Origin of the sequence: Mycoplasma leonicaptivi ATCC 49890 (assembly GCF_000622205.1) — a bacterium.
In the GTDB taxonomy this organism is placed as follows: domain Bacteria; phylum Bacillota_I; class Bacilli_A; order Mycoplasmatales; family Metamycoplasmataceae; genus Mycoplasmopsis; species Mycoplasmopsis leonicaptivi.
In genome coordinates this window covers 1-16,220 of the sequence record NZ_JHWE01000008.1, presented here as the reverse complement: position 1 = coordinate 16,220, position 16,220 = coordinate 1, and the positions used below count along the sequence as shown (strand labels likewise).

Annotated in this window: 18 protein-coding genes; 6 read left to right on the top strand and 12 right to left on the bottom strand. The window is 24.3% G+C overall.

The annotated features are described in order from the left end of the window. Window positions 1-6 precede the first annotated feature (6 nt). The 6 genes from glpO to BU00_RS04365 form a co-directional block, all read right to left on the bottom strand. Window positions 7-1,164 (bottom strand): type 2 glycerol-3-phosphate oxidase, encoded by a 1,158-nt coding sequence (gene glpO / locus BU00_RS0100580; RefSeq protein ID WP_425411669.1) that lies wholly within the window; start codon window positions 1,162-1,164, stop codon window positions 7-9. 233 nt (window positions 1,165-1,397) lie between these two features. Then, window positions 1,398-2,756 (bottom strand): APC family permease, encoded by a 1,359-nt coding sequence (locus BU00_RS0100575; RefSeq protein WP_027121035.1) that lies wholly within the window; start codon window positions 2,754-2,756, stop codon window positions 1,398-1,400. Between the two features lie 98 nt (window positions 2,757-2,854). Further along, window positions 2,855-2,995 (bottom strand): DNA cytosine methyltransferase, encoded by a 141-nt coding sequence (locus tag BU00_RS05360; protein WP_245579599.1) that lies wholly within the window; start codon window positions 2,993-2,995, stop codon window positions 2,855-2,857. Window positions 2,996-3,114: 119 nt separating this feature from the next. Continuing rightward, window positions 3,115-3,474, bottom strand: coding sequence for a DNA (cytosine-5-)-methyltransferase (gene dcm / locus BU00_RS05395; RefSeq protein ID WP_281170784.1), 360 nt, complete (start codon window positions 3,472-3,474; stop codon window positions 3,115-3,117). Window positions 3,475-3,506: 32 nt separating this feature from the next. After that, window positions 3,507-3,800 (bottom strand): DNA (cytosine-5-)-methyltransferase, encoded by a 294-nt coding sequence (dcm, locus tag BU00_RS05390; RefSeq protein WP_027121033.1) that lies wholly within the window; start codon window positions 3,798-3,800, stop codon window positions 3,507-3,509. A 201-nt stretch (window positions 3,801-4,001) separates the two neighbouring features. Then, entirely contained in the window at window positions 4,002-4,334 is a 333-nt protein-coding gene (locus BU00_RS04365; RefSeq protein WP_245579598.1) for a Bsp6I family type II restriction endonuclease, read from the bottom strand. Between the two features lie 188 nt (window positions 4,335-4,522). Here BU00_RS04365 and secDF point away from each other — a divergent pair, with 188 nt between their 5' ends. Then, the gene (gene secDF / locus BU00_RS0100550; protein WP_027121032.1) at window positions 4,523-7,084 is read left to right on the top strand and encodes a protein translocase subunit SecDF; all 2,562 of its coding nucleotides are present in this window, start codon (window positions 4,523-4,525) and stop codon (window positions 7,082-7,084) included. A gap of 115 nt (window positions 7,085-7,199) precedes the next feature. Here the strand turns inward: secDF and BU00_RS0100545 are convergent, their stop codons facing one another. From BU00_RS0100545 to rpsL, 6 genes are all read right to left on the bottom strand, one after another. Then, entirely contained in the window at window positions 7,200-7,595 is a 396-nt protein-coding gene (locus BU00_RS0100545; RefSeq protein WP_027121031.1) for a hypothetical protein, read from the bottom strand. Between the two features lie 67 nt (window positions 7,596-7,662). After that, window positions 7,663-8,457 carry a hypothetical protein gene (locus tag BU00_RS0100540; RefSeq protein WP_027121030.1) on the bottom strand — a complete coding sequence of 265 codons (795 nt, stop codon included), beginning with the start codon at window positions 8,455-8,457 and terminating at the stop codon, window positions 7,663-7,665. 125 nt (window positions 8,458-8,582) lie between these two features. Continuing rightward, window positions 8,583-9,227 (bottom strand): hypothetical protein, encoded by a 645-nt coding sequence (locus BU00_RS05180; RefSeq protein WP_027121029.1) that lies wholly within the window; start codon window positions 9,225-9,227, stop codon window positions 8,583-8,585. A gap of 248 nt (window positions 9,228-9,475) precedes the next feature. Next, window positions 9,476-11,566: an elongation factor G gene (gene fusA, locus BU00_RS0100525; protein ID WP_027121028.1), complete on the bottom strand. Its 2,091-nt coding sequence runs from the start codon at window positions 11,564-11,566 to the stop codon at window positions 9,476-9,478. Between the two features lie 29 nt (window positions 11,567-11,595). Next, entirely contained in the window at window positions 11,596-12,066 is a 471-nt protein-coding gene (gene rpsG / locus BU00_RS0100520; RefSeq protein ID WP_027121027.1) for a 30S ribosomal protein S7, read from the bottom strand. A 44-nt stretch (window positions 12,067-12,110) separates the two neighbouring features. Continuing rightward, window positions 12,111-12,524: a 30S ribosomal protein S12 gene (gene rpsL, locus BU00_RS0100515; RefSeq protein ID WP_027121026.1), complete on the bottom strand. Its 414-nt coding sequence runs from the start codon at window positions 12,522-12,524 to the stop codon at window positions 12,111-12,113. Window positions 12,525-12,908: 384 nt separating this feature from the next. Here rpsL and BU00_RS05010 point away from each other — a divergent pair, with 384 nt between their 5' ends. The 5 genes from BU00_RS05010 (at window position 12,909) to BU00_RS0100490 (ending at window position 16,160) form a co-directional block, all read left to right on the top strand. Then, on the top strand, window positions 12,909-13,082 hold the full coding sequence (locus BU00_RS05010) for a hypothetical protein (protein WP_156926404.1): 174 nt from the start codon (window positions 12,909-12,911) through the stop codon (window positions 13,080-13,082). Window positions 13,083-13,194: 112 nt separating this feature from the next. Beyond that, window positions 13,195-13,710: a hypothetical protein gene (locus BU00_RS0100505; RefSeq protein ID WP_027121025.1), complete on the top strand. Its 516-nt coding sequence runs from the start codon at window positions 13,195-13,197 to the stop codon at window positions 13,708-13,710. Then, window positions 13,691-14,425, top strand: a complete 735-nt coding sequence (locus BU00_RS0100500) for a S8 family serine peptidase (protein WP_084477533.1) — start codon at window positions 13,691-13,693, stop codon at window positions 14,423-14,425. The genes BU00_RS0100505 and BU00_RS0100500 overlap by 20 nt, the downstream gene beginning before the upstream one ends. A 3-nt stretch (window positions 14,426-14,428) precedes the next feature. Further along, a complete protein-coding gene (locus BU00_RS0100495) occupies window positions 14,429-15,088 on the top strand; it encodes a hypothetical protein (RefSeq protein WP_027121023.1) in 660 nt (219 codons plus the stop codon). Continuing rightward, entirely contained in the window at window positions 15,081-16,160 is a 1,080-nt protein-coding gene (locus BU00_RS0100490; RefSeq protein ID WP_027121022.1) for a hypothetical protein, read from the top strand. The genes BU00_RS0100495 and BU00_RS0100490 overlap by 8 nt, the downstream gene beginning before the upstream one ends. Window positions 16,161-16,220 lie beyond the last annotated feature (60 nt).

The following is a 16,220-nucleotide window of genomic DNA, read 5'->3' as shown; positions in this document are numbered from 1 at the left end:
CCTTTATTAAAATCTAACTTTGTATTTTGGATTGTAATTTTGTTTTTTATCTAGTTTTAAACCTGCTGCTTCAACAAGTTTTGCAATTTCAATAGCAATTGCTGGTGCTGAAGCAATTGCAGGAGATTGCATACCTGCTGCATTAATAAACTTTTTATTTGCTTTTGCAGATCTAATAACAAAATCATTTGTTTCAATATCTATTGGTCTTGAACCTGCTAATGTAATTTCAGTTTTTTCAAGTCTAATTGATGGAATAATCTCGCGACCAATTTTTCCAATATAATCAAATTTTTCTTTTGTAACAAGTCTTGTATCTTCTTTTGCAACCCCTTCTTCTGCTGTTGGTCCTACTAAAACACGTCCATCAAGCATAGGTGCAACTATAACACCTTTTCCGTGAATTGTAGGTACTTTAAAACAGATTGAATTAACAATACCACCTTCACTACGTGAAAGTATTCTGTATTCACCACGTCTTGTTGTTTGTTTAAAATCACCATAACCAGCTTTTTCTGCTAATATATCAGCATAATGTCCAGCTGCATTAATAACGACTTTTGAATGAATCACTTCACCAGTTGCTAATTTAATTTCAAATTCATCATTGATGAATTTGATGTCTACAACATTAGCATTATTTTGTAATTCTGTTCCGTTTTGTTCAGAAGCACCTAAAAATGCATATGTTGCACGAACAGGATCAATTGCTCATGAACTTGTACATAATAATGCTCCAACAACTTCTGGATTAACATTTGGTTCTTTTTTCAGAACTTCTTCTTTTGAAATAACTTTAAGAAATTCTTTTGGAACTTTATTAATCAAACCACGTTCATAAAGCATATGTACATGTTTCATCTCTTCTTCATTAAAAGCTAAAATCAATGAATCAACTTGAACTTTTGGAAAGTCTAAATCTTTAAAAATCTTTGTTCTTCATAGTTCATTACCTAAAACATTAAGTTTTGCTTCAATTTTTCCGGGATCAGGATCAAATCCACCATGAATTGCTCCTGAATTTCCTTTTGAAGTTTCATCAGCATAAACTGGATTTTTTTCTAATAATAAAGTATCTAAATTATATTGCGAAAGTTCATATGCTATCGAAGCACCTATGATACCTCCACCAATGATAACTACATCATATTTTCTTTTCATAATTAATCACCTTTTTTATTTTTTACACACTAAACTGTGCATAAATATTATAACAATTTACAATATGAATTTAAGAAATTCGAGAAAAAAGTCGTTTTTTTAAAAAAATTAAACAAAAATATGTATTTTTTGCTATATTTTAAAAATTTTTTTATGAAATTACTTTCACTGCTTTGTTAAAATTTACTTTTTATTATTTTTATAAAAAAGGACAAATTAAAATAAAAAAATATCACCTATGTGATATTTTGAATTTTCTTGTTTTTGTGTTTTTGAACAAAATAATAAATACCTCAGATAATATAACCAAGTAGCATAACACCAAGGTAAGAAGGTAATAAAAATAAAGATTTTACATCAAATTTTTCACCTACTATAACAGGGAATAAATTAGCTAAAATAATAAATAATATTAAGGCGAGAGCTGATATATAAATAATTATTTCTCATAAAGGCAGTTTAAATTGTTTGTGTTTTAAAGAGATAATTAAAATTGATAAAATTGTTAATCAATACTGAACCAAGAAAACAATGTTTCCGGCGTTTAAAACAAATTCAAATTGATCTTTAACAACTAATGCAATTGGTATTGCTGTAAATATAATCATTGATATAAAGGCAAAAATAGTTGAAAAAATGATTGCATTTTTATATTCACCATTTTTTGAAACCTTTGCTAAACTCTTTGGAATAAAATTGTCTTCTGCAAGAGGAACAACTGTTCTTGCATAATAAATATTTGATGATAATGTTGCAGAAATTCTATTAAATAAGGTTCCTACTGCAAAAATCACTAAACCTGTAACACCTAAAACTTTTTTATAAACATTTGAAAAAGTAATTGAACCATTGAATAATGTTAAATCTAAACCAAGTAAAAGAAGGTATAAAATAAAATAAATACTTAAAACAGTAATAAATATTAAAATTAAAATCTTTTTAAATCTGTTTGTTTGAACTTCTGCTCTAATTCCTGCAAGGCCTTCTGCCCCACCAAAAGCATAAATAAAGTTTAAAACCGATGATGTTATAACAGAAATAGTAATTTTATCAGTTAATGCTGTATTATTAGCAAAATTATTTTGTGAAAATGATATATATAATACTAAAAAGATACCTAAAATTATTGTTATTCACTTAATTACTGCTGAAACTAAAATAAATAATTTTGAAATCTTTATACCAAAACCTGAGACAATAGCAAGCACTAAAAAGAAAACAAGAGAAGTTATTTGATAAATAAGTTGATTTTCTTTATCAAATTCTGATAATAAAGTTGAAAAGAAAAGTATTGTTGTTGCAGAAAAAAGCGGAACTTGTGCAAACTGATTTCACCCGTTAAAAAAGATTCAAAATCTATTTTTTGAAGCTTTTTTAGCATAAACATAAGTTCCACCGTGCTCATTTGTGTATTCTTGAGAACCTCTTGCAAAAGCTAAAATAACACTAAAACTAATGAAAGCAGTTAATGCAAAAATTAACATACCCCATAAACCACGGGATATTATACTTGCAATTGTTGCTAAGAAACCAAAACCAACAATATAGTTAAGTCCGTATAAAAAAAACTGTTTTTCACTTAATTTGTTTTTCATAAATATTCCTAATGTAAAAATCTTACACCATTTTTCAATAAAATTAAACAAAAAGTTAATTTTTTGTCTTTTTTTAATTAAAAAATTAACTTTTGTTATTATTCAATGCTTTCTATTAGTCTATCAACTATTCTTTTTATAACTGACACTGAAACTGAATTACCTGCTTGTTTATATAGATGGCAATTTGCAATATCTGGTAAATTAAAATATCTGGAAAACCTTGGAATAAAAAACATTCTTTTGGTGTGATTTTTCTAATCCCTTTTTTTGTTCAAACAATTGGCACATTATGTCCACATGTTCCCATATTTGCTGTAAGTGTAGGACAAACATTTGATTTATTTTCTCTAACATATTATCTTCTTCATTGATAAATTGTTTTAGGGTTTTTTATATTTTCTTTTAATAAATTAAAATATTTAAAGTTTTTTTCAGTGTAATAATAATTATCATCAACTTTATCATTTATTATAATATCTTGAATTGTTTTTTGTAAAACTATTTGTTCTGGAAAATCAAAATTTTTATATATATTAATGTCTTTAAATGCTAATATATAAATTCTTTCTCTGTTTTGCGGTGTGTCCCCGTAAAGCATTGTATTTAAAATTTGATATTTAACAAAGTAACCTTCATTTTTTAAACTGTCTAAAATAACTTGAAAAGTATTTCCTTTGTCATGTGATATTAAATTTTTAACATTTTCTAGAAAAATTAATTCAGGTTTTTTTATCTTGAATATTCTTTCTAATTCAAAAAATAAATCACCTCTCCTTTTTGGTCATTGAACCCTTCCATTTTACCAGCTATCGAGAATGCTTGACAAGGAAAACCGACAATCATTATATCAAAGTCTGGTATATAATTTGGATCGTCTTCTCTAATATCTTTTAAATCTACTTTTAAATCAAAGTTTTTTTCAAATGTTAAGACAGCGTTTTTATTATATTCATTCGCGTAAACGATTTCTCCAATTTTTTTGAATGCTAAGTCTATGCCACCAACACCAGTAAAAAAGCTACCAATTTTATATTTTTTCATTATTAACACCCCTTTTGCAGCACGTCTCATTTTTTTGGATAGAAATATGAATATTATATTCAATCCCTATTCAAAAAATTCAACTTCTCCTGTATTCATATCAATTATTTCATAGTAACCATGTTTATTATCTTTTATTATTTTTTCAATAATTGAAAATCTTGGTCTCTGTCCTATAGATTGTTTTTCACTAAATGTTTCTTATTTGTTAACCATTATTTCATTTAAATTCTCGATCGGAACTCTATAACAGAAAAATTTATCAGAATCATTATCCAGTCTAAAAAATTCTAAAATATCAAATTCGCTTTTTGGACCAAAAGAAGTTAAATCTGTATCATAATTACTTGTTGCTTTGATTTGTACTTTTTTGTTGTCTTTTGTAAATGCATCTTCACTTCCGTCATCTTTTGTGCTTATTTTATAATCATTTATAAGACAAGCAAGATGTTCTGTGATAGCTTCGTGTAAATTTACGCCTCTTGTATAATATTTTTTAATCAGGTTATTTAATTCTTTTCATTTAAAATACATTTGAAAAATAAATTCAGTATCTTTGTTTCTAATATTTCTTAATTTATAAGAATATAATATTTATACAATATAATTGTAATTGAAAACAATTTAATATTTATTTTTTATTTATTTTCTTAATATTAATTTAGAGTGTTTTATGCGCCTTTATACTACAAAAAAAACAAAAATATGGTATATTAAATAATATGAAAATAATAAGAAAATTCTTTATTTTAAATAATTGAAAAAGACTATTAATATCTGTTTTTATGGTTATTGCTACTATTCTTTCAATTATATTTGGTAGTGTTTTTTATTTAAGTGAAAATAATAAGAAATCTATTGATTATGGAAGTGGTATTAAGGTTGTTGTTAAAGCAGAACAAAATAACTCATCAATAACAGATTCTGATAAAACATCCGAAATATCTAATTCGTTATTTCAGAGATTGAGTGGTAGTTCATCAATAAGTGATGTTAAAGTTATTTCACATAACAACGGAACTTATGAAATAATTAAAAATGGTGATTTTGATGATAAAAAACAAAATCAATTTATCGATGAAATAATAAATAAGCCAACATTTGTTTTTACAGATAAAAATAATAATGTTTTATTCGAAAATGGTAGATTTGTTAATAATGTTTCATTAGATAAAAATAATTGAAAAAAATGATTACCACCGTTGTCTTTATCAAAACCAACAGAACATATTAGTAGAAATGAATTTAATGGAATTAAGTTAAATTTAAGCAATGATAAAGGTCAAGCAGAATTAGCTAAATTAAAAGAATATTATGATAAACAAAATGGTAAAACTATTTTAATTTGATTAAATTTAGATGAATTAATTAATAAAGCTAAAAATGAGTATCCAAAAGAATGAGAAAAATCAAAACAAAATATATGAAACTTTATTCATGTCAATAATGAAGAATTTACATTAGATAAAGACAATAGAAGACAAGCAAACGGAATAAAAAATAAAGAATTAAATATTGAAGATAACTTCTTATTATATACTCTATCAACAAATGATCTTTTTTCAATATCAGAAATAAACTTTAATAAAACATATACTAATTCAAAAGCAGCAGAACTTACAAATAAAATTAATTTTGCTTTTGCCGATTATGATTTATCTGTTGTTTCTATTTCAAATATAAATTCTTCAGAAGGTAATAAGAAATGATTTTATGCAATGATTGCAACAATTGTTATTTTTGGAATCTTAGCATTTATTTTACTTATTAATTATGGACTTCTTGGTGCATTAACTACAATTAGTTCCGCATTATATATATTTATTACATTAATTTTATTCACTTTAATGAGGGGTGAATATTCTCCAGCATCAATTACAGCAATTTTAATTGGTTTAGCTTTTATAACTGATTCAAGTATAAGTTGGTTCGAAAGACTAAAAAGAGGAGTTTTTGAAAAAGATTCACTTAAAAAGAGTTATAAAAACTCTTCAAGAAAACACTTTATAGACAGATTTAATATTAATCTTTTAATATTTATCAGTTCTCTTGTAATGTTTTATTTTACCTTTAAAGATGACAAAAACTTTTCAATACTTATAACAATATCAGTATTAACAATTGCAATTAGTGTTACATTAATCTTAAAACTTTTAAGTTACTTATTGATTAATTCAGATTTAATTAATCAAAATAAATTATGACTTATTGGTATTAAAAAAATTGATTTTAAAAATTATGAAAATGTTAAAAACTTAAACAAAAAAATAAATATTTATTCAATAGGTAAAATTAGTTTATTTATTTTACTTGGTTTTATAACAATAGGAACAATAACATTTATAACTTTATCAGCAATTAATAAAAATGTTTGATTTGCCGTTTCTTCTGATCCAAGCCTTAGTGGTGGATGAAATATTTTGATAACTGGTAATTCAGATTTAAATCAAAAATTAAGTTTAGACGATGTTAAAAATTTACAAAATGAAATAATAAACATAAAAGAATTTAATTTTAAAAATATCACTTATATTGATGAAATATCAAATACACAAAATTATTTATTAAGAATAACTTCTCATAAAGATTTATCATCATTTATTAGTAAAATAACAGAAATAGTTAAAAATTATGATTCAAAAATCAATGTTGTATCATACCAACTTACAAATTATGATTCAAATAAATCATTATTATGAATTAGTATTGGTTCTCTTGTTGTGATGTTTATTGCATCTGTTATAACTTTATTTATTTTTGGTTGAACTTATTCACTAACATTATTAATAGGATTTATTTTAGACTTATTATTTGCATTCTCTTTACTAACAATAACAAGATTCTATGTAGATAATTCAATATTTATAATATTTGCATTATTAATAATTTGATCAATTTATGAGAAAATTAACTTCTTTAACACCATTAAAATAACTGTAAAAGAAGTTAATCATCAACAAGTTATTAAGTTTGATGATGTTAAAAAACTTGCTGCACTAGCTGTTAATAAAAATCTAAATAGAACAATTTCAATTTCTACTATTATTTTCTTAATATCAATTATTATGTTAGGATTTAATATTCTTGGAAACTTACATGTTCAAGCATTTATGTTGCTTGCATTAATAGGCATTATTATTCTTAACACATTGATTACACCATTTATTTGATCATTTATTGAAAAACAAAATCAAAAATTAAAACAAAAAAGAATTGATAGTGGTTTTTGATTAATAAACAATCCAGAAGAACAAACATTTAATGGAATAAATGATTATTTATAAAAATAATAATTAACAATTTAGATAAAAAATACGTTTAGACCTTGTGTATAGATCTAAACGTATTTTTATTAAAAAAAGTGAAAAACTCAAATAAAATTATTTTCTGAGTTTAAAATTATTTTGTTTTTGTATTATTGCTATTTTCTCTTGGTCTTAGTTCACCTAAAATATTAAGAAGGGAGCTATTTAATTCGTTAAAATCTAAATTTTTTAATTTTGATTCAGCTTCTTTTAGTCCTTTGTATTCATTTGCAAAATTATAATTGTCATCAAATGTTTTTAACACTGTATCAATACTTGTTTCAAAAATTGATAAAGAAGCATCTAATGATTCTTTTGGCAAATTTTGAGATTTAAGCGCTTGTTGGACAAGATCTTTCATTATTCTAATATATTCAGACTTATATTCTTGTTTTGAAACATTCTGAGGATCATTACATGAAATAGCAAAACCTAAAGGTAAAATAGCACTAGTTCCTAAAAATGCAAATAATTTCTTATTTTTTTTCATTTTACTTCTTGAAATTATTAATTTTATTATGTATATATTTATATTTTACCAATTTTAGTATTAATCACTAAACAATTCTTATTTCTTTTATTAAATTAAATTTTTCTAATGAAACATCAGTTGGTATAACTAAATACTGTTCCAGTTTTCTTCATATATGAATATATTGAATATTAAAATCGTTTTTTCTTTCATATAAATATTTTTTAATAACATTAATATTTAAATTTTCGTGTTGTCTTCTAAAAGAAAAATTGTTTCATTCATAACTATTTTGTTTATATGTATTTATAAAAAATTTATTATCTTCAAGTTTATAGTCTCTAATACCAATATATTGTTTTAATGGTTCATCAATAGAATTTACATACATAAACTTTTTAAGAAGTATAAAATTATTAGAATTATTAAAATATTTTTTTATATTATTAAATAATATAGAGCCTTTTTTTATATAGAATAAATCATAACCTCTTATATTTTCAATACCTTTATAAGTTAAAAAATATGCAAGAAATTTTGTATTTAAAAAATCTTCATCGGGTTCACCATCTTCTTCTGTGTTTCAGTTGTTTCATATTTTTCTTGAATCATATCGATAAGAATTCATAAAAGCATATTCATCCTTTGAATACATATTTTCAACATAATTATTTGTATTATAAATATTAATAAATCTTTTTTCTGAATTCACCCAATCATTTTGAATATCTATAATATCTTTATGTCAATATTTTTGTTTTAGTCTTTTAAAAACATAGTGATCTGGATTATGATTTAAAAAAGAACAAGAATTAAGTAATATTAGAGAACTTGGAACAAGTAATTTAAAAATTTTAATTAATTTATTTAATTTTTTCATAAATTAACCTAGATTATCTTTTTTAGTTTTGTTAGGTAATTGTCTAATATATCATTCATTAAGTTTTGAATTAGCTGCATTTATAAGATCACCTGATATTAAAATCATTTTGTTCATAATTCCTCCTAAAAATTATCTTTTTCTTTTAAAAAAATAATAAAATCATTAATAATAATGTTAATTTCTCTTTGATTAATATATTGATCATTTATTATATTAACTAGAAAGAAATAATACATTATAAGTGCATTACCTTTATACTTTTTAATAAATCATTTTGAGTTGTATTTTTTTACATTCTCTTTTTCATCAAAATAAACATTAGTTATTTTTTGTGGTAAATACAAATCATCACTAAAACATAAAATGTATTTTTCTTTTATTTTTTGAAATTTCTTTAAAAATTTTGATAAATAATCGTACATATAAGATATTAAAAAAGCTGGTGGTGCAAATATTAAAAAGATATTGAATAATGTTATTGATATTGCACTTTGAATTTCTTCATATCCTTCTTCAAAGTAACCAACTCTATGTTCCATAGTATAAAATAAAAACGCACCAACGATTAAAATTCATAAAAATAAAAAAATAAATAAATATTTATAAATCATTAAGTATTTCTTGAATAATTTTTCTTGTAATTTGTAAGCTTGATCAAACATTAAATTTAATTTAATTTCTTTATCTAGTTTTTTTATCCTATCAAATACAACAAAAAACAGGTGAAATTTAACATATTTAATATAAACAAATAAAAGTATTCCCAATAATACTATGATAATACTAAATAATAACAATATTAAAGAAGTGATATAATATACCATTTTAACCTCAATAAAATAATTATAACATTATGACAAATTAAAGGTTGAAAAATAATAATTAATAAATCGTTTAACAAAAACTTTTAAACATCTATATAAGATATAAACGGTTTTTGTAAATCAAAAAGTTAAAAAGAAAAATAGTAGATTACTCTACTATTTATATATGATTATTTGAATATTATTAAATATTAATCTTCATCTTTTGATTGAATGTTTCTACGTTTAACAATTTCATCTGAAATATTTTTAGGTGTTTTTTCGTATTTTTTAAATTGCATTTGGTATGTTCCACGACCACTTGTCATAGATCTAAGTTCTGTTGAATAACCAAACATTTCTGATAATGGAACATCTGCTCTAACAATAACAGCACCATCATTTCTTTGTTCTTGATCATTTACAAGACCTCTACGACGTGATAAATCACCAATAACATCACCCATATGATCAGAAGGCACAACTACTGAAACGTCCATAATTGGTTCAAGTAAAACAGTTCCAATTTGGTCTTTTGCTTTTGTAAGAGCTTTTGAAGCAGCAATTTTATAAGCCATTTCTGATGAATCGACATCATGGTATGATCCATCGAATAATGTTGCTTTAATATCAATCATTGGATATCCTGCTAAAATACCAACAGCCATTTTTTCTTCAAGACCTTTTTGAATTGATTTGATGTATTCTTTTGGAATTTTACCACCAACAATTTTATCAACAAATTCAAAGCCTTCATCGTGGTTTGGTTCAAATTTAATTCACACGTGACCATATTGACCTTTACCACCTGATTGTTTAATGTGTTTCCCTTCAACTTCTGCTGATTTAGTAATTGTTTCACGGTATGAAACTTGTGGAGCACCTACTTTTGCTTGCACACCAAATTCACGTTTTAAACGATCAACAATAATATCAAGGTGTAATTCACCCATACCTGCAATAATTGTTTGACCTGTTTCTTCATCTGTGTAAGTTCTAAATGTAGGATCTTCTGCAGCTAATTTTTGCAATCCTAATGATAACTTTTCAGTAGCCGCTTTTGATTCTGGTTCAAGTGCTTGTGAGATAACCGGTTCAGGGAAAACCATTTTTTCTAAAACGATTTTTGCTGACTTTTCGTCAATTAAAGTATCACCTGTTGTTGTATATTTAAGACCAACAGCAGCAGCGATATCACCTGCACGACATTCATCAATCTCTACACGACTATTTGCATGCATTTGTAATACACGTCCTATACGTTCTTTTTCACCTTTTGTTGAGTTAAATACATAACTTCCTTTATTTAATACTCCACGGTATACACGGAAGAATGTTAATGAACCAACAAATGGGTCATTCATAACTTTGAAAGCTAATGCAGCAAAATTTCCTTCATCTGTTGCTTCAACTGAAACTTCATTTTCACCTTCGTGCGCTTTAATAGCTGGAATATCTAATGGTGAAGGTAAGTAATCGATAACTGCATCGATCATTTTTTTAACACCTTTATTTTTAAATGATGTTCCACAAACTACTGGGAAGAATTCTGATGTTAAAGTAGCTTTTCTAATTGCTGCTTTAAATTCATCTTCGCTTACTTCTCCACCTTCTAATACTTTCATCATTAATTCTTCATCAAAAGCAGCGACTGCTTCTAATAATTCTTGACGTTTAATTTCTACAACATCTTTTAAGTTTTCTGGAATAGCTGTTGCAAATTCTTCTTCTTGTGCTTCACCATTATATGTGAATGCTTGTAATGTTACTAAATCTATTAATCCTTTAAAATCAGATTCAGCACCAATAGGTCATTGAATAGCAACTGCGTTACCTCCAAGACGTTGTTTAACAGAAGCAACAGAAGCAGCAAAATCTGCACCAGCTTTATCCATTTTGTTAACATAAACAATACGTGGAACCTTGTAATTTGTCGCTTGTCTTCAAACTGTTTCTGTTTGTGGTTCAACTCCTGATTGAGCATCAAGAACTGCAACTGCACCATCTAAAACACGCAATGAACGTTCAACTTCAACTGTAAAGTCAACGTGTCCTGGTGTATCAATAATATTAATTCTTTTACCTTTTCAGAATGCTGTTGTTGCAGCAGAAGTAATTGTAATACCTCTTTCTTTTTCTTGATCCATTCAGTCCATTTGTGAACCACCGTCATGTGTTTCACCAATTTTGTGGATTTTTCCTGTGTGGAATAAAATTCTTTCTGTTGTGGTTGTTTTACCTGCATCAATGTGGGCCATAATACCGATGTTACGGTAATCTTTTAATTCGTAATCTCTTGCCATAATTTAATTATAAATTTTGTTTAAAGAAATTATCATCTGAAATGAGCAAAAGCACGGTTTGCTTCAGCCATTTTGTGTGTATCTTCACGTTTTTTGATTGCTCCACCTGTTTTGTTTGATGCGTCGATGATTTCATTTGCTAAACGAAGATCCATTGTTTTTTCATTTCTTAATCTAGCGTATTGCACTAATCATCTAAGTGCTAAAGTTTGTTTTCTACGTACAGGAACTTCTGTAGGAACTTGGTAGTTTGTTCCACCAATTCTTCTTGTACGAATTTCTAATAATGGTGTAATATTTTCAACAGCAGCTAAAAATACTTCCATTGGTTCTTTTTGTGTTTTTTCTTTAATAACTTCAAAAGCAGAATATAAAATATCTTGTGCTGTTGATTTTTTACCGTCAAGCATAATTTGATTAATTAATTTTGTAACTATAACAGAGTTAAAAACTGGATCAGCAAGTACTTCACGGATTGGTGCTTTTTTCTTTCTTGACATAATTGTCCTCCTAAATTGTTTATTTTAAATTAATTTACTTATGCTTATTTTTTAGCTTTTTTAGTTCCGTATAAACTACGTCCTTGGTTACGTTTTGCAACACCAGCTGCATCTTGTGTTCCACGAACTATATGGTATCTAACACCAGGTAAATCTTTAACACGTCCACCACGAATTAAAACAACAGAGTGTTCTTGTAAGTTGTGTCCTTCCCCTGGAATATATGCTGTAACTTCCATTGTGTTTGATAACTTAACACGAGCATATTTACGTAACGCTGAGTTAGGTTTTTTAGGTGTCATTGTTGCAACACGAGTACATACACCACGTTTAAATGGTGAAGCCATTTTTTTAGATTTTTTAATAAGTGAGTTGTAAGTTAAACTTAATGCAGGAGCATTTTGTTTTTTAACTTTTGATGTACGACCACTTGTAACTAATTGATTTGTTGTTGGCATCTTAATTTATCCTTTCATTTAATATAAGATTAATTTTTAATAAAAGCCATTTTTAAATAGCTTATATATTATAACATTAACAACAGTTCCGTGTGTATCATATTTTTAATTTTTTATTACTATAATATAGGGATAAAAGTATTTTAATTGTGTTTTTATTTAATTTTTCTTTTTAAAAAAACTCAATAAAAACACAAGTATTTATAAAATAATAAAAAATTTTAATAAATATTATTTTTATTTAAAATATGGAATCATTTTTACATAAATAAACACTATATCATATATAAAAAGGATTCTTTTGAATATTTATTTTTTATTTTTAATATTTATTAACGCAAAATCAATTTTAAAGATGTAAAATTTAAATATAAGGAAAAAAATATGAAAATAAAGAAAATATTTAAAAAATTAATTTTAACGTCTGTTATTACTATTCCATTTAGTGTTGTTGCTTCTAATGTTGAAAACCAATACGAAGAAATACCACAATTTATTTATGAAGAATTAAATAAAATAAATGAATTATATTATAACAAGTTGGGTATAAAAATTTAATAAAACAAGTGTTCAATCAAGCGAAATTTTCAATAACGTTGGTGTAATTGAAAATGGTGATATTAAGTCTAATAGCATAGTTTTAAAAAATAATAAAAATAAAATATTTAAAGTGGGTAATTTCGCAAACACCACAACAGAAGATAATCACCCTATTGGTGTAATTTCATTAATTGGTACAAATAGTGGGATAAACAAAAATGCTAATATTTTTTATTCATCAATTGTTGGAAATGGAACAAGTTTTACTGAAACAATAAATAAATTCAAGGATGAAAATGGTAAATTTAAAGTGAAATTAATTAATATCAATTTAGGTTTGCCTACTTTTGAAAGAAATTATGAATTTCATAAGTCAAAAGTAAAAAATAATAAGGAAATTATTATAAAACCAAAAGACGTTAATGAATATTATGATCTACGTGAGTTATGGTTATTTTATAAATTATCTTCTGATGATTATTTTTATAAAAAATGAAAAACAACAATTGAACAAAATTGACAATTATTAGATAAAGAAGCAAGACTTAATGATATAAAAATAATTATGTCATCAGGAAATTTTAATAACTTTATTGATACATTAATAAAAAAAATCAGAAAAAACATTGTTGTTTTTACAAAATAAAAATTTTAATATTACAGAATTACAAAATGGTTTAGATTTAATAAGACGAATAACAACATTACCTGAGGATTATCACAGAAATTCATGAAATGAAATATGATCCTTTTTTAACGATGAAGTTGAAGTAAATAATTTTATTAACGATTTAAGAAATAATTCAAAACATATCATAAATGGTTTAAAGAAATATCAGAGTATTCAAGACTTTGAAGGAATTATTACAGTTGGTTCGGTTGATTTTAATAATCAACATACAAATTTTTCATCATATGGTTATATCAATAATGATAATCTACCATTTGTTTCTTCATACGGCGAAGGTATTTATCGAGAAAAAGATAAGAGTATTTTTGAAAGTTATAAAAAAATTAAAGATTATTTATTAACAAACCCTAATATAGACCCTCAACATAAATCGGAACTTCAGTATTTAATTGATTTTAATGGTACAAGTAAAGCGGCACCACTTATAACTGGTTTAATTTCTCTATTACAAAATCAAATAAAAAGAAACTTAACAATAAGTGAAACTAAATTGTTATTAGCTGCTTCATCAAATTATGCAGCAACAAAAACAGATATATTAAAAAATAGTGATAGTGATTTGCCAAGTAATACAAAAAATGAATATTGTAAAGATAATAGAACAAAAAATAAAACAGGTTTTGGCATTCCAAAATTATTCAAAATGAAAAAAATTATAAAATCGGAATAATATATGGATAATTCAGAGTGAAAAAATATTTTTAAAAAGATTAAAAACTATGAAACTTCTGTTATTAATCTAGATGATTTATATTTAAAAAAACAAACTAAAAATATAACTTCAACATTTATTCTAACCAAAAAGAAATCATTTTATGATGAAATAACTAAGGAGATAAAGGATAATAATAATGATGATAATGTTCAAGTTTATGTAGAGATTAATAATTTATTACATGATCATAAAAATATAGATATTAAAAAACAATTGATTAATATTGGTAATAGTAACAGAAATTCCTATAAAGTTTACTCAACACTATCTTTTGAAGTTGATAATACAAAAACTGAAAGATTAAAAATTAGTGATTCTAAATCATCCGAACATGAAAGAACTTATTTCGGTGAATACGAAAAAATGAAAAACGGTTATTTAAAAACAACTTTATACTTAAAAGAATTAGATTTATATAGATCTTTATTAAGAAAAGAATTAAATCGCAAACTTTCTGAAAAATACAATACAAATTTTAATTATAAACAACGTCAAAATGATCCATTAAACAAAATTTATGAAGAAAAAATTAATTGATTAAACAAAAAATATTTTGATTACATTTTTGAAAATTGAGATTTTTCTAGTTATATAGATGTGGAGTATAAAAATGATTAAATTTAAAAAAAATAAACTCTTAATTATGTCTGTTTCGTCTTTAATTATAGCAACTTCGTGTCAACAAATAAAGACAAATGTATATAGTAATCAAAAAAATACCATCGATTATAAATACAAACAAAACATTTTATTTTTAGAACAAGGTAAAATAATTTCACCAAACATTTCTGAAAAATTTTTTAGCAATAGTTTTAGTTTAAAAAATAAAAAACTTATTGAAAACTTTTTAGATACAATGCCATTTGGGGATGATTTTAATAATCCTAAAACTAAGAATTTTTATCGCTTATTTCTAAGATATGCAATTTACTATCAAAATAATTTAAGTGATTTTGAAAACAATAGTGAAAATAATTTATTTAAAAAACTAACAGATTTAGGTTTTGGTCAAGTTTTAATTAACGATATTGGAAAAGATTTAACACCTAATTATAAATTTTCAGAAATTATTAGTCAAATTAATCATCTGTTACTAAGAATATCCTATGAAAAAATTCCAAAAGTATTAAAGGATAATTTATATTCAAATTTGAACTATAAAGTTAAAAATGATAAACTTGACTATAAAATTGAAAATAAATCTCAGTTTCAATTATTACAAAACAATGAACCTTTAAATATCTTTTACAAGGATGTTTATCCAAATATTTTAGAAACTGTTTACAAAAGAAATTCAGAACAAAAAAATATAGAATTTGAAATTTCTAATGTCAAAATAAAAGAAGTTGAAGCATATAAAACTTCAAAATATATAAATTATAAAAATCTTTCTTCATTAAAAAATAACAAAAGAATTATTTTGGAATTCACATCAAATAAAGATTTAAATAATGAGAATTTTAATATTAAAATAAATGCTAAAAATTGACACTCAAATAATCAAGAATATATTTTTAATAATATAAACATTATCTATAAAGAAAATCTTGATAATTATAAAAACTTTATTTTTTATAAATTAGATGAAATAAGTGATAAAAAAGTTTGACACATTGACATTACAGATAATATAAAAATGAAAGAAAATGCAAAAGAGGGACTGTACGATATTTTGTGTAAATTCTCATAAACTTATTTTTTGATAATAAGAGAATTGCGATAGCAAAACACAAATCTGGTCTAATTATAA